Annotated in this window: 21 protein-coding genes and 2 pseudogenes; 8 read left to right on the forward strand and 15 right to left on the reverse strand. The window is 71.6% G+C overall.

The window, feature by feature from the left end; all coding sequences use genetic code 11:
* Positions 1-22 precede the first annotated feature (22 nt).
* Complete coding sequence (locus ACFWY6_RS04295) at positions 23-916, forward strand: alpha/beta hydrolase fold domain-containing protein (protein ID WP_384686212.1); 894 nt, start codon at positions 23-25, stop codon at positions 914-916.
* 32 nt (positions 917-948) lie between these two features.
* Here the strand turns inward: ACFWY6_RS04295 and ACFWY6_RS04300 are convergent, their stop codons facing one another.
* The 5 genes from ACFWY6_RS04300 to ACFWY6_RS04320 form a co-directional block, all read right to left on the reverse strand.
* Positions 949-1,623 carry a response regulator gene (locus tag ACFWY6_RS04300; RefSeq protein ID WP_384686214.1) on the reverse strand — a complete coding sequence of 225 codons (675 nt, stop codon included), beginning with the start codon at positions 1,621-1,623 and terminating at the stop codon, positions 949-951.
* Between the two features lie 122 nt (positions 1,624-1,745).
* Positions 1,746-2,498, reverse strand: coding sequence for an ABC transporter permease (locus ACFWY6_RS04305; RefSeq protein WP_384686216.1), 753 nt, complete (start codon positions 2,496-2,498; stop codon positions 1,746-1,748).
* Complete coding sequence (locus ACFWY6_RS04310; protein WP_384686218.1) at positions 2,491-3,381, reverse strand: ABC transporter ATP-binding protein; 891 nt, start codon at positions 3,379-3,381, stop codon at positions 2,491-2,493. The genes ACFWY6_RS04305 and ACFWY6_RS04310 overlap by 8 nt, the downstream gene beginning before the upstream one ends.
* Before the next feature lie 102 nt (positions 3,382-3,483).
* Positions 3,484-4,626 carry a sensor histidine kinase gene (locus tag ACFWY6_RS04315; protein WP_384686220.1) on the reverse strand — a complete coding sequence of 381 codons (1,143 nt, stop codon included), beginning with the start codon at positions 4,624-4,626 and terminating at the stop codon, positions 3,484-3,486.
* Positions 4,623-5,435: a thioesterase family protein gene (locus ACFWY6_RS04320; RefSeq protein WP_384686222.1), complete on the reverse strand. Its 813-nt coding sequence runs from the start codon at positions 5,433-5,435 to the stop codon at positions 4,623-4,625. The genes ACFWY6_RS04315 and ACFWY6_RS04320 overlap by 4 nt, the downstream gene beginning before the upstream one ends.
* Before the next feature lie 135 nt (positions 5,436-5,570).
* Here ACFWY6_RS04320 and ACFWY6_RS04325 point away from each other — a divergent pair, with 135 nt between their 5' ends.
* The 3 genes and pseudogenes from ACFWY6_RS04325 to ACFWY6_RS04335 form a co-directional block, all read left to right on the forward strand.
* On the forward strand, positions 5,571-5,777 hold the full coding sequence (locus ACFWY6_RS04325; RefSeq protein ID WP_266867194.1) for a hypothetical protein: 207 nt from the start codon (positions 5,571-5,573) through the stop codon (positions 5,775-5,777).
* Between the two features lie 13 nt (positions 5,778-5,790).
* A complete protein-coding gene (locus tag ACFWY6_RS04330) occupies positions 5,791-6,381 on the forward strand; it encodes a S1 RNA-binding domain-containing protein (protein ID WP_384686224.1) in 591 nt (196 codons plus the stop codon).
* Positions 6,350-6,478: pseudogene (locus ACFWY6_RS04335) on the forward strand (IS5/IS1182 family transposase); the annotation flags it as partial. The gene ACFWY6_RS04330 and the pseudogene ACFWY6_RS04335, both read left to right, overlap by 32 nt.
* A gap of 10 nt (positions 6,479-6,488) precedes the next feature.
* Here the strand turns inward: ACFWY6_RS04335 and ACFWY6_RS04340 are convergent.
* From ACFWY6_RS04340 to ACFWY6_RS04365, 6 genes and pseudogenes are all read right to left on the reverse strand, one after another.
* Positions 6,489-7,253, reverse strand: coding sequence for a MerR family transcriptional regulator (locus tag ACFWY6_RS04340; RefSeq protein WP_384686293.1), 765 nt, complete (start codon positions 7,251-7,253; stop codon positions 6,489-6,491).
* Positions 7,254-7,354: 101 nt separating this feature from the next.
* The gene (locus ACFWY6_RS04345; RefSeq protein WP_384686226.1) at positions 7,355-7,936 is read right to left on the reverse strand and encodes a TetR family transcriptional regulator; all 582 of its coding nucleotides are present in this window, start codon (positions 7,934-7,936) and stop codon (positions 7,355-7,357) included.
* Between the two features lie 24 nt (positions 7,937-7,960).
* Entirely contained in the window at positions 7,961-8,977 is a 1,017-nt protein-coding gene (locus tag ACFWY6_RS04350; protein ID WP_384686228.1) for an aldo/keto reductase, read from the reverse strand.
* A gap of 85 nt (positions 8,978-9,062) precedes the next feature.
* Positions 9,063-9,491 (reverse strand): protein-tyrosine phosphatase family protein, encoded by a 429-nt coding sequence (locus ACFWY6_RS04355; protein ID WP_384686230.1) that lies wholly within the window; start codon positions 9,489-9,491, stop codon positions 9,063-9,065.
* A pseudogene (locus ACFWY6_RS04360) lies at positions 9,488-10,537 on the reverse strand (MFS transporter). Before ACFWY6_RS04360 ends, ACFWY6_RS04355 begins: the two are co-directional and overlap by 4 nt.
* Positions 10,538-10,625: 88 nt before the next feature.
* Positions 10,626-12,077 carry an MFS transporter gene (locus tag ACFWY6_RS04365; RefSeq protein ID WP_384686232.1) on the reverse strand — a complete coding sequence of 484 codons (1,452 nt, stop codon included), beginning with the start codon at positions 12,075-12,077 and terminating at the stop codon, positions 10,626-10,628.
* 98 nt (positions 12,078-12,175) lie between these two features.
* Here ACFWY6_RS04365 and ACFWY6_RS04370 point away from each other — a divergent pair, with 98 nt between their 5' ends.
* Complete coding sequence (locus tag ACFWY6_RS04370) at positions 12,176-13,096, forward strand: helix-turn-helix transcriptional regulator (RefSeq protein ID WP_384686234.1); 921 nt, start codon at positions 12,176-12,178, stop codon at positions 13,094-13,096.
* Positions 13,097-13,175: 79 nt separating this feature from the next.
* Positions 13,176-14,315: a tRNA dihydrouridine synthase DusB gene (gene dusB, locus ACFWY6_RS04375; RefSeq protein ID WP_384686236.1), complete on the forward strand. Its 1,140-nt coding sequence runs from the start codon at positions 13,176-13,178 to the stop codon at positions 14,313-14,315.
* Between the two features lie 102 nt (positions 14,316-14,417).
* On the opposite strand, the gene ACFWY6_RS04380 is transcribed toward dusB, so the two are convergent.
* A complete protein-coding gene (locus ACFWY6_RS04380) occupies positions 14,418-15,695 on the reverse strand; it encodes a cytochrome P450 (RefSeq protein ID WP_384686238.1) in 1,278 nt (425 codons plus the stop codon).
* 36 nt (positions 15,696-15,731) lie between these two features.
* Positions 15,732-17,030: a glutamine synthetase family protein gene (locus ACFWY6_RS04385; protein ID WP_384686295.1), complete on the reverse strand. Its 1,299-nt coding sequence runs from the start codon at positions 17,028-17,030 to the stop codon at positions 15,732-15,734.
* A gap of 293 nt (positions 17,031-17,323) precedes the next feature.
* Here ACFWY6_RS04385 and ACFWY6_RS04390 point away from each other — a divergent pair, with 293 nt between their 5' ends.
* Positions 17,324-18,115, forward strand: a complete 792-nt coding sequence (locus ACFWY6_RS04390; RefSeq protein WP_384686240.1) for an acetoacetate decarboxylase family protein — start codon at positions 17,324-17,326, stop codon at positions 18,113-18,115.
* A gap of 2 nt (positions 18,116-18,117) precedes the next feature.
* Here the strand turns inward: ACFWY6_RS04390 and ACFWY6_RS04395 are convergent, their stop codons facing one another.
* A complete protein-coding gene (locus ACFWY6_RS04395) occupies positions 18,118-19,602 on the reverse strand; it encodes an APC family permease (RefSeq protein ID WP_384686241.1) in 1,485 nt (494 codons plus the stop codon).
* A 202-nt stretch (positions 19,603-19,804) separates the two neighbouring features.
* Here ACFWY6_RS04395 and ACFWY6_RS04400 point away from each other — a divergent pair, with 202 nt between their 5' ends.
* Positions 19,805-20,377, forward strand: coding sequence for a MarR family winged helix-turn-helix transcriptional regulator (locus ACFWY6_RS04400; RefSeq protein ID WP_384686243.1), 573 nt, complete (start codon positions 19,805-19,807; stop codon positions 20,375-20,377).
* Between the two features lie 36 nt (positions 20,378-20,413).
* Here ACFWY6_RS04400 and ACFWY6_RS04405 read toward each other — a convergent pair whose 3' ends face one another.
* Positions 20,414-23,758, reverse strand: a complete 3,345-nt coding sequence (locus ACFWY6_RS04405; protein WP_384686245.1) for a BTAD domain-containing putative transcriptional regulator — start codon at positions 23,756-23,758, stop codon at positions 20,414-20,416.
* Between the last annotated feature and the right edge of the window lie 91 nt (positions 23,759-23,849).

Genomic DNA, 23,849 nt, shown 5'->3' on the forward strand with positions numbered 1-23,849 from the left:
CCGACCACCCGTGGAGCACCCAGTGACGGCCGAACGCCCCAGCCTCTTCCAGGTGATCGGCGTACCCCACCCGGACATCGCGGCGCTGCCGCCCGCCGCCCCCTGCGAGCCGGGCGTCAGCGTGCTGCGCGGGATCCCCTACGACGTGCCCGAGGGCAGCCGCCCGCTGGAGCTCGACCTGTGGCTGCCGGAGAAGGCCGGCCAATCCCCCACGCCCGCCCCGCTGGTGCTCTACGTGCACGGCGGTGCATGGCGCCGGGGGCGGCGCGACGACATGGGGCTGCACACGCGTTCGTGGTCGCCCGGGCCCTTCGCGCGCATCGCGGCTGCGGGCTTCGCGGTCGCCTGCGTCGACTACCGGCTCAGCGGCGAGGCCCTCTTCCCCGCCCCGCTGGACGACCTGCGCGCCGCCCTGCGGTGGCTCACGCTGCGCTCCGATGAGCTCGGCATCGACACCCGGCGGACGGTGGTGTGGGGAGAGTCCGCGGGCGGGCACCTCGCCTCCCTCCTCGCGCTCACGCCCACCGAACCGCCGGTCGCGGGCGGCGTCATCTGGTACGCGCCGAGCGATCTGACCACCGCCCGCGGCAGCTACGACCCGTCGGACCCCGCGTCCCCCGAAGCGCTGCTCCTTGGCGCGGCCCCTTCCGCCGTACCCGAACTCGCCCGCGCGGCCAGCCCGCTCGCCCGGGCCCACGCCGACGCACCGCCGCTGCTCCTCGTCCACGGCGAGGAGGACCGCATGGTGAGCCGCACCCACAGCGAGGCCCTGGCCGATCGCCTGCGCGAGGCGGGCGCACCCGTCGAACTCTGGACGGTCCCCGGCTCCGACCACGTCTGGTACGGGCTGACCGAGGCGCAGGCGGATGACATCTTCCGCCGCTCACTCGCCTTCGCGGGCGGAGTCACGGACTGACGGCGGCCCGGCGACGCCGGGGCACAGGTCCCTCAGGCCGGCATCCCGCGCTCGGCCAGGCCGCTCTCGTACGCGATGATGACGAGCTGCGCGCGGTCGCGGGCGGTCAACTTGGCCAGGAGGCTGCCCACATGGGTCTTCACCGTCGGGAGGCTGATCACCAGGTGTGCGCCGATCTCGGCGTTCGAAAGGCCGTTGGCGATCAGTACGAGCACCTCCTGTTCCCGCTTGGTGAGCCCCACGAGGCCGGGTGTCCGCCGGTCGGGTTCGGTGCGGCCCGAGTGGTCCGCGATGAGGCGGCGGGTGACCGTCGGCGCCAGGACGCCCTCGCCGGTGGCCACGACGCGGATGCCCGCGACCAGGTCGGCCGGTGAGGCGTCCTTCAGCAGGACTCCGCTCGCGCCCGCCCGAAGGGCCGGGTACACGTACTCGTCCATGTCGAACATCGTCAGCGCGAGCACCCGCACCCCGGCCAAGGCCTCGTCGGAGCAGATGTGCCGCGTGGCGGCGATGCCGTCCAGCACGGGCATGCGGAGATCCATCAGGACCACGTCCGGGACCAGCTCCCTGGCCAGTTCCACCGCCGATGCGCCGTCCGCCGCCTCACCGACCGTCGTCATCCCGGGCGTGGCATCGATGAGCACGCGGAAGCTGCCGCGCAGCAGCGCCTGATCGTCCGCGATCAGCACTCGGATCGCCTCGGCCATCCCGCGTTCCTCGCATGCTGTTCAACGGGCCATTGGGTTCGGCAACTTTAGCAGTGGGGTCTCGTCGACTCTTTCAACTCCCGCCACACGTCGGCACGTTGGGCCGTGGTCCGCCGGCGGGCTCAGGCATCCCATCGGCGGTGGCGCACCTGGCCCAGAACGAGCGCCGCCACCGTCCAGACGAGCAGCACCGCACCCCCGGTGTACGCGTCACCCGCGTCGACGGTCAGCATCCGCGCGCCGGCCCGGTCGGGGAAGTACCGCGCCACCTCCTTCGTGGCCCCGATGACGGAGAGGATCTGGGAGCCCGCGAGCACCATCGGCAGCAGGATCGCCAGGGGGACGACGGCGCTGCGGGCCGCCGCGGCCGTGCCCGCGGCGAACAGAGTCATCAGCGTCAGATACAGCACCGCCCCGGCCAGCGCCCGGGGCACGCCCTCCGCCCCGATCGAGGCACCGTGGGATCCCAGGGCGAGCTGAGTGACCAGGTAGCCGGCGACGGTGACCGGGATCGCGACGAGCAGGGCGACCGTCGCCGTGACGGCCATTTTCGCCGCGTACAGCCTGCCGCGCCGGGGCACGGCGAGCAGCGAGACCCGCATCATCCCCGACCCGTACTCGCTGCTGACGACGAGCACACCGAACACGATCAGCGCGAGCTGCCCGTAGAGGATTCCGTCGAGGCCGGCCTGCTCGGCGGTGAAGCCGTCGCGCAGCATGCCGCGGTCGGATTCCAGCGCGGACCTCGCCGACCAGCCGTCCAGGGCGGCGACGAGGAGACTCAGCGGGATGAAGAGCAGCAGCGCGAGGAACGTGCCGCGGACACCGCGCACTTTGGTGAACTCGGCCCGGACGGCCGCGAGCGTCTCAGCCACGGCTGCCCCCGACGAGCGAGAGGAAGATGTCCTCCAGGGAGCCGGTGCGGGTGCTCAGTTCGTCGAGCGCGACACCGCACGCCGCGGCGAGGCGGCTGATGTCGCCCGCGGAAAGACCGCCGACCTCCAGACTGCCGTCCGCCGCGAGAACGGGAACGGCTCCCCTGCGTTCCAACTCACGTGCCAGCAGGGCGGATTCAGGGGTCCGCACGCGTACGTACGGCCGCGCATACGTCCGGATGAAGTCCGCCATGCCGGTGTCCGCGAGGAGTTGGCCTCGGTCGATGACGATCACATGGTCGGCGATCAGGGACATCTCGGTCATCAGATGACTGGATACGAAGACGGTGCCGCCCTCGGCGGCCCGCGTGCGCAGCAGTTCGCGCAGCCGGCGGATGCCCTCCGCGTCCAGGCCGTTGGACGGCTCGTCGAGCACCAGGACGGGCGGGTCGCCGAGCAGGGCGGCGGCCAGGCCGAGCCGTCGGCCCATGCCGAGGGAGAAGGCTCCGGTCCGCTGCCGGGCCGCGTGCGTCAGACCGACCGACTCCAGTACCTCGCCTACCCGTTGCCGCGGGATCCGGTTGCTCTGCGCCAGCCACCGCAGATGGTCGACCGCCGTGAGGCTGCGGTGCGGGGCCGACGCCTCGAGGAGGGCGCCGACGTGCCGGGCCGGGTGGCGCAGTTCGCGGTAGTCATGCCCGCCGATCCGCGCGGACCCGCCGTCCGGGTGGGTCAGGCCGAGCATCATCCGCATCGTGGTGGACTTACCGGCCCCGTTGGGCCCGAGGAACCCCGTGACGGCACCGGGTCGCACCGTGAAGGTGAGACCGCCGACGACGGTGTGCTCCCCGTACCGCTTGGTCAAGTTCTGGACGTCGATCACACGGCAAGTCTCGCCACGAACCGTGGCCCCCACATCGGCCCCGGGTCGGGATGAGCGGGACGACCCGCGTGCACCGAACCCATACCTGCGGATGAGTCCGGATCAGTACGGCAGTGCCGCCGTCACCCGGAAGCCGCCGCCCGCCCGCGGCCCGGCGGTGAGGGTGCCGCCGTGGGCGGTGACCCGCTCCCGCATCCCGACCAGGCCGAGGCCGCCGCCGGGGGCAGCGGGGCGGTGCGCGGCACCCGCGCCGGGCCCATCGTCGTACACATCGACCGTCAACACACCACCCTCTGCCCTGAGTTGGATCCGGCACCCGGTCGGCGCCGCATGTTTCACGACGTTGGTCAGGGCTTCCTGCACGATCCGGTACGCGGCCGTCGCGACGCCGTCCGGAGGCCGCTCGCCGCAGCGGGAGTCCAGCTCGACACGGACCCCCGCCGCCTCGGCGGCCCGCACCAGCTGCGGCAGATCGGCGAGCCCCGGCGCAGGACCGAGGTCCTCGTCGGCGTCCCCGTCGCGCCGCAGCACCTTGAGCGTGGCCCGCAGGTCGCGCAGTGCCGTGCGGCCGACGTCCTCGATCACCGTCAGGGCTTTCCGCGCCTCCTCGGGGTGGCTGTCGACCACGTGGTTGGCGATCCCGGCCTTGACCGTGATGAGGCCCACGCTGTGCGTGACGACGTCGTGGAGGTCACGGGCGATGCGCAGCCGCTCCTCGACCTTCGCCCGCTCGGCCGTCTCCTCGATGACGCGCCGTACGCTCTCCCGGCGTTCCCTGACGGACGACCCCGCCGCCCAGGTCGCGCCGAGGACCAGCAGCCCGAACACGGCCTGCACCGCCAGGGTCCCGCCTTCGTGGTCCCGGCCTCCGGTCAGCGTCAGCAGGGCGGCACCGGTCGCGCACGCCCCGCCGATGAGGACCGCGGACGGACCCGGCTGCCGCCGCCACTCCACCGCCACCGCATACAGCGCGTACGCGGCGGCGAGGAACGAGGTCGGCCCGAGTCCGAACGGCAGCGCCGCACAGGCGGCGACGAGCACGAACGCGAAGACCGGCACGGGCCACAGCCGACGGACGGCGACCGGAAGCGCGGCACTCAGCGAGAGGACCAGCACGGCGGTGTCGCTCGCCTCGCCGCTCAAAGTGTTCCGCAGTGGGGCCAGTTGAGGCAGCAGCGCGAGACCGAGTGCCGCCGGCGCGTCGAGCAGGACCAGGCGCCGCTGCCGGACATCCCGCACGGTCACTGCGCGGTCGGCTGTGGCCTGACGGTCAGCATCTGGTGCGCGTATCCGACAGGTCCGGTGGCATCGTGCAGGACCGTGCTGGTGACGCCGTGCCCCGAGCCTCCGAAGACGACCGTCGTGTCGAGGCCCGTCCAGGGGCCTTCGGGCTGCCGGTACAGGTGCAGGGTCAGGTCGACGTTCGGGTACATCCAGGCGGTGGGCGGCTGGCGTACGGCGATGCCGTTGGCGGTGTCGACGAGGCCCACGTACGACGCGAGCGGGCTTGCGCTCTCGCCCGCGACGAGGTCAAGTGCCGTGGAGATCCAGGCGGTTGTACGTCCCGGCTGCGGCAGGGACAGCGGGCGTACGTCGATGGAGGCGATGTAACCGCCGGGCCACAGGGCTGCCATCTCCCACGGGGCGACCTCGTCGGGCGGGGTGAGCGGGGCGGGGGCGCCGCCCGCGACGGCGCTCGTGTCGAGCGCGGCGAGGAGCCAGGCACGGGCGCGGACCACCGCTCGTCCTGCGACCAGCACGGTGGCCTCGATCAGCTCGATGGTGCGGCCGGGGCGGACGGTCTCCACCTGGATCTCGCACTCGTCGAGCGCGAGGCGCCCCAGGATGTCGAAGCTGATCCGGCCGATGACCAGGCCGGTGTCCGCGACCCTGTCGGCCAGATGGCGTTCGATGGCGTGGACGACGAGGCCGCCGAGCGGACTGAAGTGCAGCTCGTCGGGGTCCCAGGCGCCGCTCGCGTGGACGGTGGGCTTGTAGCGGTGCTCGTCTATCCGCTCGTAGTAGCTGTCCGGAACCGGTGCGCCGGTGTTCAACTGGCCTCCTCTGTCGTGCCTTCGGCGATCGTACGGCGCCTCCTGTCACCGCCTGCACGCAGAACGGCGGGGGGGGCGGGCCCCCCGCGGGCGCGGGGGGCGCCCCCGGGGGGATTCTGCTGCACACTGTTCGCCATGCCTTCGATGACCACGAGCAAGGTCAGCAGATGGGACCAGCATGGGCGCGAACACGTCGTGCACGTGCAAAAGGCGGGCGTCCAACGCCAGTTGAGCTGCGACACATGCGGCTGGGAAAAGCGGGTGCAGTTCCTCCCGTGGCTCAAGGCGGAGGAACACCTCGCCGAGGAGCATCAGGCCACGGTGGATCCTTCGGTGCCTTGACGCTCCGGGGACGTTGATCAATCTCGTGCAGGGCGGCTGGTCGGCTGAGAACCCAGAGCTCTGGGCATTCCTGGAATCACTGCACCGCGGCGAACTCCTCTCCGGCACCATCGCAGCGATCGAACGGTTCGGCGTCTTCGTGGCGTTGGACTCCGGCCCCGATCACCCGGTCTTCCCCGGCGTCGGGTTCATCACGACCCCCGAACTGTCCTGGCGGCGCATCGAAGCAGTCTCCGACGTCGTACGGGTCGGACAGCGCGTCTCCTGCGAGTTCCTCCAGCTCGACACATGGAACCTGGAGGCCAGACTCTCCTTGCGAGCGACGCAGGCCGATCCGTTCCAGGCATTCGCCGACCGCCATGCGGTGGGGCAGAAACTGCGCGGGCAGGTCACCAAGCTGGTCCCGTTCGGCGTCTTCGTCCAAGTCGCCGATGGCATCGAAGGACTGGTCCACGTGCGAGAACTCGAAGACGCGTCGGTGAAGGCACCGTTGGACGGCGTCCAGGTCGGCGACGAGTTCACGGTCGTCATCACCGAGATCGACCGAGAACGGCGCAGGCTGGCCCTCTCAGGGCGACGCACCTCAGTTGATCCCGGTCCTTGAGCGCGTTCGCGTACCACGGCCGGGTGGCGGTCACCCGCGCACCCGGCCTGATCACCTCAGCGGCGACGAGGCGTACTCATCCCGTCGCAACCGCCGGGCCGGGGCGGTCAGTTCAGCCGGGCGTCGGCGTACACGGTCATCGCGTCGCGCTGGTAGACGGCGAGGCCGTCGGCGATCTTGTCGAAGTTGGCCCGCATCTGCGGGTCGTCGACATAGGTCTGGCCCACCCCCTTGTACGCGGCCGCGTTCAGGGTCCAGAACCGGCAGATGCCCTGGTAGTTGGCGTCCACCTCGGCCTGTACCGCAGGGTCGGACACCGGTGTGCCGGCCGCCATGAACTCCGCCATGCGGATCATCTGCGCCGTCACCTCACGCTGCCAGCGCTCCGTTTCCTCGGAGGTCATCGCCTCGACGGCCTGCCGCGACTGCTCCCACGCCTGCGGCCACCGCTCCCGTACCTCGGCCTCGGCCTCGGAGGGGGCCTGAAATCCCTCGAACAGGTTCTCCGGCTTGTTGATCTTCGTCATATGGCCCTTGTCCTTACCATCTTCCAGTTCGGCGATGGTGCGGCCGACCGTACGGGCCAGCGTCTCCAGCCGGTCCCGTTCCGCGAGCAGCCGTTGGTGGTGCTCGCGGAGCACGGCCACCTGGTCGAGCCGGCTGTCCAGGACCGCCTGGATCTCGCGCAGCCCCAGGTCCAGCTCCCGCATCAGCAGGATCTGCTGCAACCGCAGCAGATCGGCCTCCTCGTAGTAGCGGTGCCCGTTGCTCCCGATCCATGCGGGCGGCAGCAGACCGATCTCGTCGTAATGCCGCAGCGTCCGCGATGTCACCTTGGACATCCGCGCCACCTCCGCGATCGACCAGGCCATTGCCGGTGCCTCCCTCGCCGGGCCGGTCTCTCCGGCCACACACATGACCGTAGAAGTTGCCGCAACGGAAAGCGCAAGCCCAAAGCCCTGTTGGACAGGCCCTAGGGACGCAAGCCGCGCAGTACCAGGTCCAGTACGGCAGTGAAGGCCGCGTCGATTTCCGGGCTTGACCACTGGGGGGCGTAGGCCGGGTCGTGGAAGCGGTTGGTGGCGTCGAAGACTGCGCGGGCCGTGGATGCGGGGTTCGTCGTCGTGAACGTGCCCTGGGCGGTGCCCTCTTGGAGGATCGTGGCCAATTGGTCCGTCAGGTCGGCGATGTGGCGGTCCACCACCCCGCTGTTCTCGCCCGTCAACACCGTGTACGTGGCGAACAGTTCGGGGTCGTCGCCCGCCTTGTGTTGTTTCGCGGCGAACAGGCCCGTCAGCCAGGCTCGGAGCTTCGCCTCCGGCGGCTCCGTGCCCGTGACGATTCCGGACAGGGAGTCGGAGGTGCGGTCCAGCCACCGCTTCGTCACCGCCTCCCGCAGTTCCGCCTTCGTACGGAAGTGGCGGTACACCGTGCCATGGCTGACCCCCAGGGCGCGGGCCACGTCCACGACCGTGGCCTTTGCCGCGCCGTGGCGGCGCAGCATGTCCTCGGTCGCTTCGAGGATGCGCTCGGGGGTCAGGGTGCCGGTTGCCATGACACTGACCGTACCTGGGGTGGATCAGTGCTCGCTGTCGAGGTGTGCCATCTGCGCCTCCGGGTAACGCGCGCCGGATGCGGCTCCCGCAGGGACGGCCTGCTCGATCGCGGCGAGGTCGGCCGCGTCCAGCGTCACGTCGAGTGCGCCGAGCGCCTCGGTCAGGCGGTCACGGCGGCGGGCGCCGACCAGCGGGACGATGGCCGCGTCATGCCGGGGGCCCTGGGCGAGCACCCAGGCGATGGCCGTCTGCGCGACGCTCACGCCCTTCTGCTCGGCGATCTTGCGCAGGGCGTCGACGAGGTCGAGGTTGCGGTCCAGGTTCTCGCCCTGGAAGCGGGGGCTCATGGCGCGGAAGTCGTTCGCGGCCAGCTGCCGGTCGCGGGTGAAGTGGCCGGAGATCAGGCCGCGGGAGAGGACTCCGTAGGCGGTGACGCCGATGCCGAGCTCGCTGACCGTCGGCAGGATCTGGTCCTCGATGCCGCGTGAGATGAGCGAGTACTCGATCTGCAGGTCGGAGATGGGTGCCGTGGCCGCCGCACGACGGATCGTGTCGGCGCCGACCTCCGAGAGCCCGATGTGGCGGACGTACCCCTTCTCGACGAGCTCGGCGATCGCGCCGATCGTCTCCTCGACCGGCACGTCGGGGTCGATGCGGGCGATGCGGTAGACGTCGATGTGGTCGACGCCGAGCCGCTGGAGGGAGTACGCGGCGAAGTTCTTGACGGAGGCGGGGCGTCCGTCGTAGCCGGACCAGCCGCCGTCCGGGTCGCGGACGGCGCCGAACTTGACGCTGGTGAGGGCCTGTTCGCGGTGCGCGGCGGGCGCGGTGCGCAGGGCTTCGCCGATCAGTATTTCGTTGTGACCCATGGCGTAGAAGTCGCCGGTGTCGATGAGGGTGACGCCCGCTTCGAGGGCGGCGTGGATGGTCGCGATGGACTCCGCGCGGTCGGCTTCGCCGTAGAGGGCGGACATGCCCATGGCGCCGAGGCCGATGGCGGAGGTGTGGGGGCCGGTGGTTCCGAGGGTGAGTGTGCGCATGCCTCTACGATGCCATGACAGATGACAGATTTCAATATCTGTCATCTGTCATCTGCTGTTCGTCATCTGTCGGTGGGTGGCCTGCTCAGGCGAAACGCGACACAAACCGCCGCTGCCACGGCGTCTCCACCGCCCGTCGCGCATAGTGCTCCCTCACATACGCCACGGCCTCCCCACCCGGCACCCCGTCCAGCACCGCCATGCACGCCAGCGCCGTCCCCGTACGCCCCTGCCCGCCACCGCACGCGACCTCGACCCGCTCCTCCGCCGCCCGCTCCCACGCCTCGCGCAGGGCGGCTGCCGTCGCCACACGATCACTGGGCAGCCGGAAGTCGGGCCACCGCACCCACCGGGCCTCCCAGGCGACGGCGGGCGGCTCCTTGGCCAGCAGGTAGAGCGCGAAGTCGGGGGTCGGGCCCTCGGGGAGCGGGTGTCTCAGGCCCCGGCCGCGGATGAGCCGGCCCGAGGGGAGTCGCAGTACGCCTGACGCTGTGGGATCCCAAGTCGCAGTCATCGCGCGAGCGTAGTGTCCGCCTGCGCTCGCTGTGGGGTGTTGTCGAGCCGCTCCGCCGTCCGTCGCGCCGTCTCCCTCGCCCACCTGCCGCTGGTCAGCGCGCCGAGGAGCAGGACCGCCAGGCCGCAGCCCGTGATGATCCACCAGGCGGGGCGGCTCGCCTCGGTGAAGACCGCTGCGTACGACGAACTCCCCACCCCCGATGCGAGGACCGCGCCGATCACCGCGACGCCCAGCGTCTGGCCGATCTGGCGGCTGGTGGAGGCGACGGCCGCGGCTGCCCACCAGGCGGCCCGACAGCGGGGCGCAGATCAGCGTCATCGCCGCCATCGGCAGCATCCACACGCCCGCGTCCAGGGCGTTCAGGCCGCGGACGTTCTGGAGGTAGAGCGTCAGGCCCGCCGTCGGCGCCTCGATGATCGCGTACGTCAGGGCGCCGAGCAGGACGATCACCAGGAGCTGGCCCACGGGGTCCGCGCGGCGGGGCCTCGGGGCGCGGGACTCGGGGACGTACCGCATGGTCAGGAGCAGGGCCGCGAGGCCCACCGGCAGGTTGATCCAGAAGATCGAGCGCCAGCCGACGGAGTCGACGAGGACGCCGCCGACCAGCGGGCCCGCCGCCATGGAGATGCCGACCACGCCGCCCCGGACGCCGATGGCGCGGGCCCGCTCGCGGGGTTCCGTGAAGGTGTTCGTGATGATCGACATCGCGACCGGGTTGAGCTCCCCCAAGGTCTTAAGGACCAGGGGACCCCCCCCGCCGCCGACCGCCTGGATCATGCGGTACGCCACGAGGGATTCGAGGTTGGGGCGAGCGAGCAGAGGACCGAGGCGATGGTGAAGATCACCAGGCCTGCCTTGAAGATCCGGCGGCGGCCCACCCGGTCCGCCGTCGAGCCCGCCGGCATGAGCAGCGCGGCGAGGACCAGGGTGTACGCGTCGATCGGCCACTGCATGCCGGAGATGTCGGTGTCGAACTCGCGCGCCATGGAGGGCAGGGCCACGTTCAGGACGGTGTTGTCGAGACTGACGATCAGCAGGCTCATGCAGCAGATCGCGAGGACGAGCCTGCGCCGGCGGTGCGTGAGTTCTTGCTGGGGCAGGGGTTCGACGGTATCTCGGAGGCCCGTCCCCTCAACCCAGCCGCCGGGGCAGCCGCAAGCTCAGCAGGGCCAGGCCGATCAGCCCCGCCAACTGGGCCGTGAGGACGATCGCGAACGCGTTCCGCATCCCGAGGTCCGGCACCAGGGCCAGGAAGAGCGAGCCGAGCGTCGCGACGCCGACAGCCAGGCAGGCCTGCTGCACCGTCGCCGCGAGCCCACTGCCCGCGCCCGCCCGAGCGGCAGGGACCGCGGCGAGCACGATGCGGTAGTACAGGGCGAGTTGGACGCCCTGGCCGAGGCCGCACAGGGCGAGGCCGGGAGCGAGGGCGAGCGGGCTCACTCCGGGCCACGGCGTCGAAAGCACCGTCAGCGCGAGGACCACCAGGCCCGCACCGTGTACCAGCGCGCATGCCGTCATCGCGCGGCTGCCGAGCCGTGCCACGAGCCGTGGCGCCAGCATGGACGTCGCGAACTGCGTGACGCCCATGGGGACCAGCGTCAGACCGGCCTTCAGGGCGCTGTAGTGCAGACCCTGCTGCAGGGTCACCGCGGTCACGAACAGCCAGCCGCTGAAACCGACGAAGATCGGCACACCCAGGACGAGCCCCTTGCGTACGCCGGGTTCGCGCAGCAGCGACGGGGGCAGCAGAGGGCTGCCCCCGGTGCGTTCGGCGCGCCGCTCCACGTACCCGAACGCGGCGGCGAGCAGGGGCGCCGCGGCGAGCAGCGCGACCGACCACAGAGGCCAGCCCGCGGCCCGCCCCTCGGACAGGGGGAGCAGCAGGGCGGTGAGTGAGGCACCGAACAGGACCGTGCCGCCGACGTCGCTGCGCCGTGGCTGCTCCGCGCGGCTGTCGGGCACGGCACGCACCGCGCACACGAGGGCGGCCACCGCGACCGGCACGTTCACCAGGAAGGCCATGCGCCAGCCCGTGCCCGCCACGTCGGCGGCCACCAGGACCCCGCCGATGACCTGCCCGAGCACCACGGCGAGCCCGCTCACCGAGCCGTACATCGCGACGGCCCTGGCCCGCCGCTCGCCCCGTGTCGTCGCGTGGATGGTGGCGAGGACCTGCGGCAGCATCAGCGCGGAGGCCGCCCCCTGCGCGACGCGAGCTCCCACCAGCCACCACGCCCCGGGTGCGAGCCCGCAGGCCAGCGACGTCACGCCGAAGGCGGCCACGCCCCACAGAAAGAGCTTCCTGCGCCCGTAGGCGTCACCGAGCCGCCCGCCGAGGACGAGCAGCACGGCGTACGCGACCGCGTAGCCGGCGACGACCATCTCCAAGGTGGCGGGGGACGCGTGCAGGTCGCGCTCGATGCTGGGCAGGGCGACGTTGACGATGAAGAAGTCGATGCTGGAGAGGGAGGCGCCGAGCAGGACGGTGATCAGGCCGAGGGGGGTGAGGGCGGTCGGCGCGGAGACGGATGTCCCGGCGGTGGGAGACGTACGGCCGTGGGTGTCATGGGGTGTGAGAGTCACGGGTACGACGATGATCCGGCCCCCAGAGGGGTACCAGAGTCTCCTTATCCTGGTACCAAGCGCACCTGGAAGCAGGCTGCGGTATGGGGCAGCCTTGAATGGTGACCGTTACCGCAGTGCCGGACGCCACCGGCCACCACGCTGACCGCGCCCTCGACCCCGTTCCCGATAACGGCGCCACCATCCGTCGCCAGGAACTCGCGGCCTTCCTCCGCAGCCGCCGCGAGCGCGTCACACCCGAGCAGACGGGCCTGCCCCGCGGATCGCGCCGCCGCACGCCGGGGCTGCGCCGCGAGGAGGTCGCACAGCTCTCCTCAGTGGGCGTGACCTGGTACACGTGGCTGGAACAGGCACGGCCCATCAGAGTGTCGGCGCAGGTCATCGACGCGATCGCCCGCGCGCTCCTGATGGACCCGAGCGAGCGCGCCCACCTCTTCGCGCTCGCGGGTGTCGTCGACCCGCGCCCCGAGGCGGAGTGCACCGCGCTCTCGGCGCCGGTCCGGCGGCTGATGCACCGCATCGTCCCCTACCCCGCCGTCGTGCAGAACGGCCGCTACGACGTCCTCGCCCACAACCGTTCCTGGACACATGTCTTCGGCGACTTCGATGCGATGGAGCCGCGGGACCGCAACTGCCTGTGGCTCCTTGCCACCAGCGAGAGCTGGCGTGAGACCTTCCTCGACCGGGAGGAGATGCTGCCCGACCTGACCGCCAAGTTCCGGGCGGCCATGGCCGAGCACGGCGCCGAGCCTGCCTGGAAGGAGCTGCGCGACCGGCTGTTCGCGGCGTCCGCCGAGTTCCGCGAGCTGTGGGAGCGACACGAGGTGGCGACGATGTCCCCGCACGTCAAGCGCTACCGGCACCCTCAGGTCGGGCTGCTGCGCCTAGAGCACCGCATGCTGTGGATGGCCCCGCTGATGCAGGCGCACCGTCTGATCGCGTACGTGCCCGCCGACGACGAGACGGACGAGCGACTCGACCGGCTCGCGGAGCTGTCCGGGGAGCTGTCCGGGGAGTGAGGGCAGGCGGTGCGTGAGGTGAGGGACAATGGATGCTTGCCCCCGCCCCCGTCGTCCGTATGTCCCGGAGAGATCCCTGATGTCCCAGCCGCCGCAGCCGCTGTCGATTGGCCCGCACACCGTGCGGCCGCCCGTCGTGCTCGCCCCCATGGCGGGCATCACGAACGCGCCGTTCCGGACGCTGTGCAGGGAGTTCTCCGGCGGCAAGGGGCTCTTCGTCAGCGAGATGATCACGACGCGGGCGCTGGTCGAGCGCAACGAGAAGACCATGCAGCTGATCCACTTCGATGAGACCGAGAAGCCGCGGTCCATCCAGCTGTACGGCGTGGACCCGGCGACCGTCGGCAAGGCCGTCCGCATGATCGCGGAGGAGGGCCTGGCCGACCACATCGACCTGAACTTCGGCTGCCCCGTCCCCAAGGTCACCCGCAAGGGCGGCGGCTCCGCGCTGCCGTACAAGCGGCCCCTGCTGCGGGCGATCCTGAAGGAAGCGGTCAGCGGCGCTGGTGACATCCCCGTCACCATGAAGATGCGCAAGGGCATCAACGACGAGCACATCACCTTCCTCGACGCCGGCCGTATCGCCGTCGAGGAGGGCGTCACCGCCATCGCGCTGCACGGCCGCACCGCCGCACAGCACTACGGCGGCACGGCCGACTGGGACGCGATCGCCCGTCTCAAGGAGCACGTCCCCGAGATCCCGGTGCTCGGCAACGGCGACATCTGGTCCGCCGCCGACGCGGTGCGGATGATGAAGGAGACCGGCTGCGACGGCGTCGTGGTGGGGCGTGGCTGCCTCGGCCGCCCCTGGCTCTTCGGTGATCTCGTCGCCGCCTTCGAGGGGACGGGCGCGCCCAAGGCCCCGGACCTGCGCGAGGTCTCGAAGGTCATGCTGCGGCACGCGACCCTCCTCGGCGAGTGGATCGGCGACGAGGCGCGCGGCGTCATCGACTTCCGCAAGCACGTGGCCTGGTATCTGAAGGGCTTCGCGGTCGGCTCGGAGATGCGCAAGCGGCTCGCGATCACCTCGTCCCTCGCCGAACTGGAGGACGGGCTCGGCGAGTTGGACCTGGACCAGCCGTGGCCGGTGGGCGCCGACGGGCCGCGCGGGCGGACGTCGGGCAACAACCGCGTCGTCCTGCCGGACGGCTGGCTGAAGGACCCCTACGACTGCGCGGGCATCAGCGAGGACGCGGAACTGGACACTTCCGGCGGCTGACACGCCCTGTAAGGGGCGCGGGGCTGTGACATGTGCGGCTCCGCCGCGTGGGCGCGACCAGCCACATCCGGTCTGCGGACGAACGCGTTTGCGGCGGGAGCGCTACGCCAGTGTCACCGTGACCGGCAGCTCCTTGATCCCGTTCACGAAATTGGACCTTACGCGGCGCACCTCACCGGCCACCCGGATGTCCGCGAGCCGCGGCAACAGCTCCTCGAACATGACCCGCATCTCCAGGCGGGCAAGGGAGTTGCCCAGGCAGAAGTGCGGGCTGCCCTTGCCGAAGGTGACGTGGTCGATGTTCTGCCGCGTCACGTCGAATCGGTAGGGATCCGGGAAGACATCCGCGTCCCGGTTCCCCGAGGCGAACCACAGCACGACCTTGTCGCCCTCCCTGATCAGTTTGCCGCCCAGCTCGACGTCACGCGTGGCCGTGCGCCGGAAGTGGTAGACGGGCGAGGCCCAGCGCAGGCATTCCTCGACGCCGCCCGGGATGAGGGTGGGGTCGGCGGTGAGCTTGGCGCGCTCGTCCGGGTGGTCGATCAGCGCGAGCATGGAGTGCGAAATGGCATGCCTGGTCGTCTCGTTGCCGGCGACGACGAGCAGCAGGAAGTAGTTGTCGAAGTCGGTGGCGGAGAGCGGGACGCCGTCCTTGGGCGAGTTGTTGACCAGCGTGCTCACCAGGTCCGTACCGTCGCCGCCGCGCCGCTTCGCCGCCAACTCCCTTCCGTACGCGAAGACTTCGAGCGCGGCGGGGGAGCGGAACGGCAGATTGCGGTACCGCTCGCTCTCCGCGCTCTCCAGGAGTACGTCGGCGTAGTCCGGGTCGGTGTTGCCGATGATGCGGTTGCCCCAGTCGATGAGCTGCTGGGTGTCCTCCTCGGGGACGTCGAGCATCCGCGCGAGGACGTTGATCGGGAAGTCGGCGGAGACCTCCTTGACGAAGTCGAAGGTGCCCTTGGGCAGCGCTGCGTCCAGGGTGCGGGCGGTCAGGCCGCGCAGGAACGTCTCGTACGTCGCGACCGAGCGCGCGGTGAACTGCTTCTGCAGGATCAGCCGCAGCGCACGGTGGCGCAGGCCGTCGGTCTCCAGGAGGGAGCGGCGAAGGGCGATGAAGTCCTCGTCGACCTCTTCGAGGTTGGTGAACCGCTCGGAGGTGAAGGTCTCCGGGTCGCGGTCGACGCGCACGATGTCCGCGTGCCGGGTGACCGCCCAGAAGCCGGAGTTGGGCGCGGGCTCGGGCTGCCAGTGGACGGGGTCCTCGCGGCGCAGCACGTCGAACATCCGCCAGGGCAGGGTGCCGTCGGTGAAGCGGTCGTTGTCGGCGAGGTCGACGTCGGAGAGGGCTAGGGGCGCGGCGGCGCTCGTGACCGTACTCATGGGACGTACTCCTACTCACGGTGGGTGCGGTCAGGTTCAGATGAGAAAGGCGTACTCCGTGAACTCCCAGTCGGTGATGTGCTGTTGGAAGCGTTCGATCTCGTTGCGCTTGTACGTGAGGAAGGCGCCGGTGAAGCCGTCGCCGAGCAGCCCGGTGAGCGCCTCGTCGGCCTCCAGGGCGTCGAGGGCCGCGCCGAGCGTGCCGGGGAGGCGGGGCGCGGAGTCCTCCTGGTAGCCGTAGCCCTCCAGCGGTGCGGGCGGCTCCGGCTTGTCGCGGATGCCGAGGAGGAGGGCCGCCACGGCGCCCGCGATGCCGAGGTAGGGGTTGGCGGACGCGTCGCCAAGTCGCAGTTCGAGGCGGGTTCCTGACCCCCGCTCAGGCGGGATCCGGAGCATCGCGCTGCGGTTGTCGAGGCCCCAGTCGATCAGCCAGGGGGCGAGGGTGTCGGGTCCGAAGCGTTTGTACGAGTTGATGGTGGGGTTGAGCAGGGCGCTGAGGGCGGGTGCGTGCGCCAGGAGTCCGGCGATGGCGTGCCGGGCGGTCGCGGAGAGCCCGTCGGGGGCGCCGGCGTCCTCGAAGACATTGCGTCCCGCGGCGTCGGCCAGCGAGATGTGCAGATGGAAGCCGGAGCCGCCGAGTGCGTTGAACGGCTTGGCCATGAAGGTCGCGAGGCGTCCCTCGCGGCGGGCCGTCTCCTTGACGGCGGCCTTGAAACGGAAGGCGCGGTCGGCGGCGTCCAGGGCCTCGGAGTGGTCCAGGTTGATCTCGAACTGCCCGCCGTCGAATTCGTGGTTGCCCGCGATCGCGCCGATGCCGAGCTCGGCCAACTGCCGCAGGGTGCGCAGCAGATGACCGTCCGGGTCGCCGCGCCGTCCCGCGCTGTACACGTTCCCGGTGGCGCCGCCGTACGCCGACCAGCCGGCGGTCGTGGCGGGGTCGGCCTCGCACAGGAAGTACTCCAGCTCGGGGCCGACCACGGGGGTGAGCGGGCCCGCGGGGTGCTCGGCGGCGGTCTCGAGTACCCGCCGCAACAAGGCGCGTGGTGACTCCGGGGTGGGCTCGCCGGTGGCGGGATCGAAGGTGTCCCCGAGACACCAGGCGACGCCGGGCTCCCAGGGGAGCGCCTGCAGGGTGTCCAGATCGGGGCGTACGGAGACGTCGGGGAGCCCCGCGTCGAGGCCGCCCGTGACGGGGACGACGTCGCCGCGCGGGGTGGTGTGGTAGACCGCGCGGCAGAAGGAGAGGCCGTGCCCGCAGGCGCCGGGCAGCTGGCTCACGAGGATGTCGCGGCCCCGGTCCGCGCCGATGAGGTCGGGATAGATGACGCGGACGATGTCGGTGCCCTGGGCGCGGAGCGCGTCGACCGTTTCGGCGACTTGGGGGCTCCCGGCGGCTTGGTTGCGGGGTGTTGCGGTTGCTTCACTCACCCGTGGTCCAGCCTTTCGCGCGGCTGTCGTTTGAGACCAAACGATAGGAGCCGGTGGGGTTCGGGGCAAGGGGGTGGCGGGGAATTGTGCCCCCGGAGCAGGGAGGGGCCGCAGGGGTGGCCGCTCGTGACAGGAGGGTCGGGAAGGCATATCGTACGGGGTCAAACAAGTGCGACCGCGTACGTCCAAGGAGCCCTCCCATGGCCGGAGTTCAAGGATTCTTCCCGCCCCGGACCGCGACGGGGCGTTCCGCCCTCATCCCCGCGCCGCCCTGGCGCTACTCGGGTGACCTTCTCACCGTCGAGTACCGGACCGACCCGGCCAGGGTTCGTGAACTCCTTCCGGAAATACTGGAGTTGGCGCCCGAGGATCCCGGTGCCGTCGCGCTCATCTGGGCCGACTGGCAGTCCTGCGGGGACAGCGGGGCGGAGCTGCTCGACCCGGTCCGCGCCCAGTACAAGGAGTGCTTCGCCGTCGTGCGCTGCGGCTATCGCGGACGTACGTACTCGCGCTGCGTCTTCATCTGGGTCGACAAGGACTTCGCCGTCGCCAGGGGGATCCATCAGGGGTATCCGAAGAAGCTCGGGTCCATCCATATGACCCGGCCGCACCCCTACGGACCCGCCCCTCGCATCGCGGCAGGCGCAGCCTTCGGGGCCACGCTCGCCGCCGCCGACCGGCGCGTCGCGCAGGCCGTGGTGACCCTGCGCGAACCCTCGGAGACGAACGGCTTCGTCAACGCCCACCCCATGGCCCACCACCGCCAACTCCCCGCCATCGACGGGAAAGGGCTCGCGCTGGATGAACTCGTCGCCTCCGGTGCGGCGTCCTTCGAGGGCGGCCAGGCGTGGGTCGGTGACGCCGAGCTCGATCTCTTCGACGCGCCGACGGAGGAGCTGTCCGTCCTCGCCGTCGAGGAGCCGATCGGGGCGTACTACCGGCAGGTGGGGGTGGTCTGGAACGGCGGAACGCTGCTGGAGCGGGCCTTGTAGGGCTACTCCCCGGCAGGACCCGCCGCCGCCCCGATCCCCTCGTACGTCCGTCGGCGGAACTTCCGCAGATACAGGCCCCATGCGATCCCCGCCGCGGCCGCGATGAGGATCAGGCACGGCAGGATCCACCGCAGTGGGTTCCCGGACGAAACCCCCAGCTGCACGCTGAAGTTGGTCAGTGCGAGCCAGAAGATGACGGCGAGCGCGACGCCCGAAAGGACCGGCGCGATCAGCCGGTGCCACAGCGGCTCGCTCAGCTCGCGGCGGCGGGCGAAGTAGCCGACCACCGCGGCCGACGTGGCGAGCAGCAGCAGGATCACGCCCAGCGCGCCGAGGTTGGTCAGCCAGGTGAAGACGTCCGCCACCGGGTCGCGCCCCGCCAGGGCGAACACGGCGATGACGACGACCGTGAGCGCCGTCTGCAGCAGCGAGCCCCGGTGTGGCGAACCGTGCCGCCGGTGCAGCGCGCCGAGCCCGCGCGGCAGCACACCCTCCCGGCCGAGTGAACGGACGTACCGGGCAACGGCGTTGTGGAAGGAGAGCAGCGCGGCGAGCAGGCTGGTGATGAGGAAGAGCTGCGCGAAGTCGGAGAAGGTGGTGCCCAGGCCGTCGCTCCGGTCGGAGAGGAAGAACAGCATCTCCGGGCCCTGTTCGGCCGCGACCTTCGTGGCCTGCCCGGTGCCCGCGCCGCTGATCATCGCCCACGCCGTGACCGCGTAGAAGACACCGATGAGGCCGACCGCGATGTACGTCGCGCGTGCCACCGTCCGGCGCGGATCGCGGCACTCCTCGCTGTAGAGCGCGGCCGATTCGAAACCCATGTACGCGGCGAACACGCAGCACAGCGCCACCCCGAGCGAGCCGTCCGTGGCGGCGCCCCAGGTGAGGGGGGTTGCTGAAATGCCATCGGGGGCGTCGGCGAACTGCCCGATGTCGAAGACGAGTACGGTGCCGAATTCGAGCACGAGCAGCACGGCGAGCACCTTCACGCCCAGGTCCACCCGCCGGTACCCGAGCGCCCCGACGACCGCCGTGCAGGCGAACACCAGCACCCACCAGGGGATGTCCGCGCCGGTCTTGGACTCGATGAACTGCGCGGTCGTCGCGCCGAAGAGGCCGGCGATGCCGATCTGCATCGCGTTGTACGCGAGCAGCGCGACGAAGGCCGCGCCGACGCCCGCGGTGCGGCCGAGCCCCTGCGCGGTGTACGCGTAGAACGCGCCGGCGCCGGTGATGTGCCTGCTCATCGCCGCGTATCCGGCGCTGAAGAGGGCGAGGACGACGCCGATGAGGAGATAGAGCAGGGGGATGCCGAGGATTCCGGTGACCCCGAGGGACTGCGGTATGCCGCCCGCGGCCACCGTGAGGGGGGCCGACGCGGCGACGACGAAGAAGACGATGCCCGTCACGCCGATACGTCGGCGGGGTGCGGCCGGGGAGGAGAGGGGCGGCGCGGGGGATGGCGCGCCGTGCTGATCGACGGTCATGCCGGGACTCCGGGGAGGGGAGGGCGTTTCCACCGGAAACGCGTTATCGTTTGAGTCCGTAATCGTTTGAGCCCGTACGAGATTCGAGTGGCGCTGATGGTACGGACGCGCATGCGCCCCGGCAAGGGTGTTGGGAGACTGGGCCCGTCGGCCGGAACCACAGGAACGACGGCCGGAAACACAGGAACGAGGGGACACGCACGTGACGGGCTACCGCTCCATCCGCGAGACCGAGAAGGCGGTCCGGGCCAAGCTCGGCGGCACGCCCGTCAAGTACGAGCAGATGGCCGCCGTCGCGAACATCTACCGCGCCGCGGCGGCCGTGCGCCAGCACTTCGAGAACTCGGTGCTGCGGGGCGCCGAGCTGACGTGGACGTCGTTCGTGGTGCTGTATGTGGTCTGGATCTGGGGGGAGATGGAGACCCGTCACGTCGCGGAGGAGGCCGGGATCTCCAAGGGGACGCTGACCGGGGTCGCTCGGACGCTGGCCGGGCGGGGGCTGTTGGAGCGGCGGGGGCATCCGGACGACGGCCGGCTCGCGCTGCTGCGGCTCACGGCGGAGGGGGAGCGGCTGATGGAGGAGGTGTTCCCCGCCTTCAACGGGGAGGAGGCGTTCGTCACCGAGGGGCTGACGGACGCGGAGTGCCGGACGCTGGCGGATCTCCTCCGGAAGATCGTGGTGCGGACGGAGGAGAAGGGCGAGGAGCGGAGGACCGAACTCCTCGACGGGGCCGAGCCGGTGCCGCGCAGGAGCGGGCGGCGGGCGAAGGCGTGACCTCCGGGGGGGGCCGGGCACGAGGCTCGGCGCGCCTCAGGGCAGTGCTTCTTCAGGGGGCATCGTGCGCCCACGCCTCCATGCGGCCCGGTAGGTGTCCTCGTCCAGTGAGCCGCGTACGGCCTCGGTGATCCGGTCCACGTCGCCTCGTTCGGCGGCGGGGAGCGGCATCGCCACGGAGTGCCTGGCCGCGTGCGCGGCTCCGAGCAGCAGGGCGGCCCGCGCGGGGCGGCCCGCCAGGGCGTGTGCTCCCGCCAGGCCTTCCAGGGCCAGCGCCAGGGCCCGGGCGTCTCCCGTCTGCCGCGCTGCGGCCCAGCCGTCCCGGTGCAGCCGCAGGGCGTTCGCCGCGTCGCCGCGCTGCTCGGCGATGAAGCCGAGTTCGGCAAGGACCAGCGCGCGCCCCGGTTCGAAGGCCATCCGGGAGAGCCACTGGAGCACATGGCGCAGATGGGCCTCGGCGGCGTCGAGCCGTCCCTCGCGGCGGGCGCCGAGGCCGAGTCCGACCTCGGCGTGGATCTCTCCCGGCTTGAAGCTGTGCTCCGCCGCGAGGCGCTTGGCCCGCTCGTGGAACTCCCGTGCCGCGGCGTGGTCCCCGGTCAGCGTGGCGGTGCTGCCGAGTCCGGAAAGCCGGTCCGCGGCCTCCGGCCACAGGCCGAGATCCTCGGCCATGCGCAGACCGTCCTGGTGCAGCCGCGCCGCCCGTGGGTGGTCGCCGGTCATCTGGGCCAGCGAGGCAAGGGGCTCGACGGTCTGCAACTGACCCCATCCGTCGGCGAGTTCGGCGAAGAGTGCCGCGCTCTGCCGGCCGTCGTGTTCGAGTCTGCCGAGGTCGCCCCGGATGTGGGCCTGATTGGCCCGTACGCTCAGGGCCGCCGCGATCCCCCACCGGTCGCCGACGGCGCAAAAGCCCTCCAGCGCCTGTTCGATGAGCTCCTCGCTCGACGCCTGCCGGCCCACACCGAACAGGGCGAAGCCCAGGAACCACCGGGCCCTTGCCCCGTCGCGCCGGTCCGTGACGTCCTCGGCGAGCGCCGCGGCGGCCGGGCCCCACTCCGTCCGGTCCACACCGTCTCCGACGAGTACGGCGAAGCCCGCCCGCCAGGCCCGGACCTGGGCCCGCAGGGACGCCTGCGAAACTTGCGACGTCTGCGACGCCGGGCCCGTGGCGGGTTCGCCACGCCGCACGGCCAGCGCGGCGTCCAGGGACCTGCCGGCTTCGCGGAGCCGACCGCGCAGAAACCAGTACCAGGTCAGTGCGTCGACCAGTCGCAGCGCATCGTCGGCGGCGTCGTGGTCCGCCGCGTCCTGGAGGGCGCGGCGGAAGTTGGCGGCCTCCGCGTCCAGGAGCCGCAGTTGGCGCCGCTGGTCGCGGCCGTGCAGCCGAGGTGCCGCCAGCTCGGCGAGCCCCGTGTAGTAGTGGCGGTGCCTGCGGCGCACACGCTCGGACTCCCCGGCCTCGTGCAGCCGGGCCAGGCCATAGTCGGCGACCGATTCCAGGAGCCGGTAGCGAAGGGTGTCGCCGCCGCCCGCCATGACGACCAGCGAGCGGTCCACCAGGCGCGCGAGCAGGTCGAGTACGTCCTGCGGCGGTACGCCGTCCCCGGCGCAGACCGCCTCCGCGGCTTCCAGCGTGCAGCCTTCGCCGTGCACGGCGAGGCGCCGGAGCACGGCCTGCTCCGGTCCGGTCAGCAGCTCCCAGCTCCAGTCGATCATCGCCCGCAGCGTCCGCTGCCGGGGCGGCGCCCCTCGGTACCCGGTGGCCAGGAGCCGGAACCGGTCGTCGAGACGGGCGATCAGACCCGGTACGCCGAGGGCCCGCACCCGGGTGGCGGCGAGTTCGAGTGCCAGCGGTATCCCGTCGAGGCGACGGCAGATCACCGCGACGTCCCGGGCGTTGTCCGCGTCCAGGACGAAGCCGGGTGCCGCGGCGGCGGCCCGCGCGGAGAAGAGCTGTACCGCGCTGGATCGTGCGACGGCCGCGAGCTCCGTCTCGTCCGGGGTGCCGGGCACGTCAAGCGGGGGCACGGTCCAGACCGTCTCACCGGAGATTCCGATCGATTCCTGGCTGGTGGCCAGGACGCGCAGCCCGTGTGCGCGTCGGAGCAGCAAGGAGACCAACTCGGCGACCGCGTCGACGACATGCTCACAGTTGTCCAGGACCAGCAGGAGCCGCTTCTCGCTCAGTGCCTCGGCGAGGCGGTCGGCCGACGACGAGGGTCGGCCGGCGGGGGCGGGCGCCTCCTGCCGGATGCCGAGGGCCGTCATGACGGCCTCTGCCACTGGGGGCAGCGCGTCGGTGGTGCTGGTGCCGGTGCTGGTGCCTGTGCCTGTGCTGGTGCGGCTCAGGGAGGCCAGTTCGACCAGCCAGACGCCGTCGGGGAAATCACCCGAAAGCTGCGCCGCCGTCTCCAGCGCGAGCCGGGTCTTGCCCACACCGCCGGAACCGGTCAGCGTCAGGTGCCTCGCGGTGGCGAACAGCGACTTCACCTCGGCCACCGCCCCCTGGCGGCCGACCAGTTCATTCACGGGTGCGGGCAGGTTCGTGGGCGGGCGCCGTGGCCGGTCCACGGGTGCGGGTGCGGATGTGGGTACGGGGGTGGACGTGGCGGTGCGTGCGGTGGCGCGTGTGGTCCCCAGCGCCGGGTCCTGCCGCAGGATGGCCTGCTGCAGGGCGTCGAGTTCGGGGCCCGGATCCAGGCCCTCCTCGGCCAGGCGGGTCCTCAGTTCCCGGTAGCCGGCCAGGGCTTCGCTCGTCCTGCCCGCGCCGTAGAGCGCGCGCATCTGGACCGCGCGCAGCCCTTCGCGCAGCGGGTACTCCACCACCAGCTCGGCCAACTCACCTGCCACCGCGCCGTATTCACCCAGCTCGATCCGGGCCACGGCATGCGCCTCCACCGCGGAGAGCCGGGCCTCTTCGAGGCGGGCGGCCGCGGGCCGCGCGAACCCCGTGTCCTCGAAGCCGGTGAACGCGTTGCCCCGCCACAGTGCGAGGGCGTCGGACAGCAGGGCGGCACGGGCCCGGGGCTCGTCGACCGCCCCGGCGCGGGCCGTCAGCGCGGCGAACCGGCCCGCGTCGACGTTCTCGGGGGCCGTACGCAGCAGATAGCCGTTCCCCTGCAGCCGCACCAGCTCACGGCCCCCCGGCTCGGCGTCTTCGAGCACCCGCCGCAGCTGCCAGATCTTGGACTGCAGGGCGGCGGACGGATTGCCGGGGTACTCGCCCTCGCCCCACAGGTCGTCGATCAGCCGGTCCGCGGATACGGGCCTCCCTTCGTGGATCAGCAGATCGGCCAGCAGGGCGCGGGTCTTGAGCCCGGGAACGACGACCGGACGGCCGTCCGCCGTCCATACGGCCAGCGGCCCCAGCACCCCGAATCGCATGGCGTCACGGTAACTCAGCGCCGTGACGTGTCGCTCAGCGCCGTGACCTGCCACTCGGCGCCATGACGTGCCCGGAGTCGGCCGGGAGTCG

The sequence above is a fragment of the Streptomyces sp. NPDC059037 genome, from assembly GCF_042740015.1.
In the GTDB taxonomy this organism is placed as follows: domain Bacteria; phylum Actinomycetota; class Actinomycetes; order Streptomycetales; family Streptomycetaceae; genus Streptomyces.

Coding starts and splice junctions, on each gene's coding strand:
- ACFWY6_RS04300 (WP_384686214.1), bottom strand. CDS start 1,623: ATGGCCGAGGCGATCCGAGTGCTGATCGCGGACGATCAGGCGCTGCTG.
- ACFWY6_RS04325 (WP_266867194.1), top strand. CDS start 5,571: ATGCCTTCGATGACCACGAGCAAGGTCAGCAGATGGGACCAGCATGGG.
- ACFWY6_RS04340 (WP_384686293.1), bottom strand. CDS start 7,253: ATGGCCTGGTCGATCGCGGAGGTGGCGCGGATGTCCAAGGTGACATCG.
- ACFWY6_RS04345 (WP_384686226.1), bottom strand. CDS start 7,936: ATGGCAACCGGCACCCTGACCCCCGAGCGCATCCTCGAAGCGACCGAG.
- ACFWY6_RS04350 (WP_384686228.1), bottom strand. CDS start 8,977: ATGCGCACACTCACCCTCGGAACCACCGGCCCCCACACCTCCGCCATC.
- ACFWY6_RS04355 (WP_384686230.1), bottom strand. CDS start 9,491: ATGACTGCGACTTGGGATCCCACAGCGTCAGGCGTACTGCGACTCCCC.
- ACFWY6_RS04370 (WP_384686234.1), top strand. CDS start 12,176: ATGGTGACCGTTACCGCAGTGCCGGACGCCACCGGCCACCACGCTGAC.
- dusB (WP_384686236.1), top strand. CDS start 13,176: ATGTCCCAGCCGCCGCAGCCGCTGTCGATTGGCCCGCACACCGTGCGG.
- ACFWY6_RS04380 (WP_384686238.1), bottom strand. CDS start 15,695: ATGAGTACGGTCACGAGCGCCGCCGCGCCCCTAGCCCTCTCCGACGTC.
- ACFWY6_RS04390 (WP_384686240.1), top strand. CDS start 17,324: ATGGCCGGAGTTCAAGGATTCTTCCCGCCCCGGACCGCGACGGGGCGT.
- ACFWY6_RS04395 (WP_384686241.1), bottom strand. CDS start 19,602: ATGACCGTCGATCAGCACGGCGCGCCATCCCCCGCGCCGCCCCTCTCC.
- ACFWY6_RS04405 (WP_384686245.1), bottom strand. CDS start 23,758: ATGCGATTCGGGGTGCTGGGGCCGCTGGCCGTATGGACGGCGGACGGC.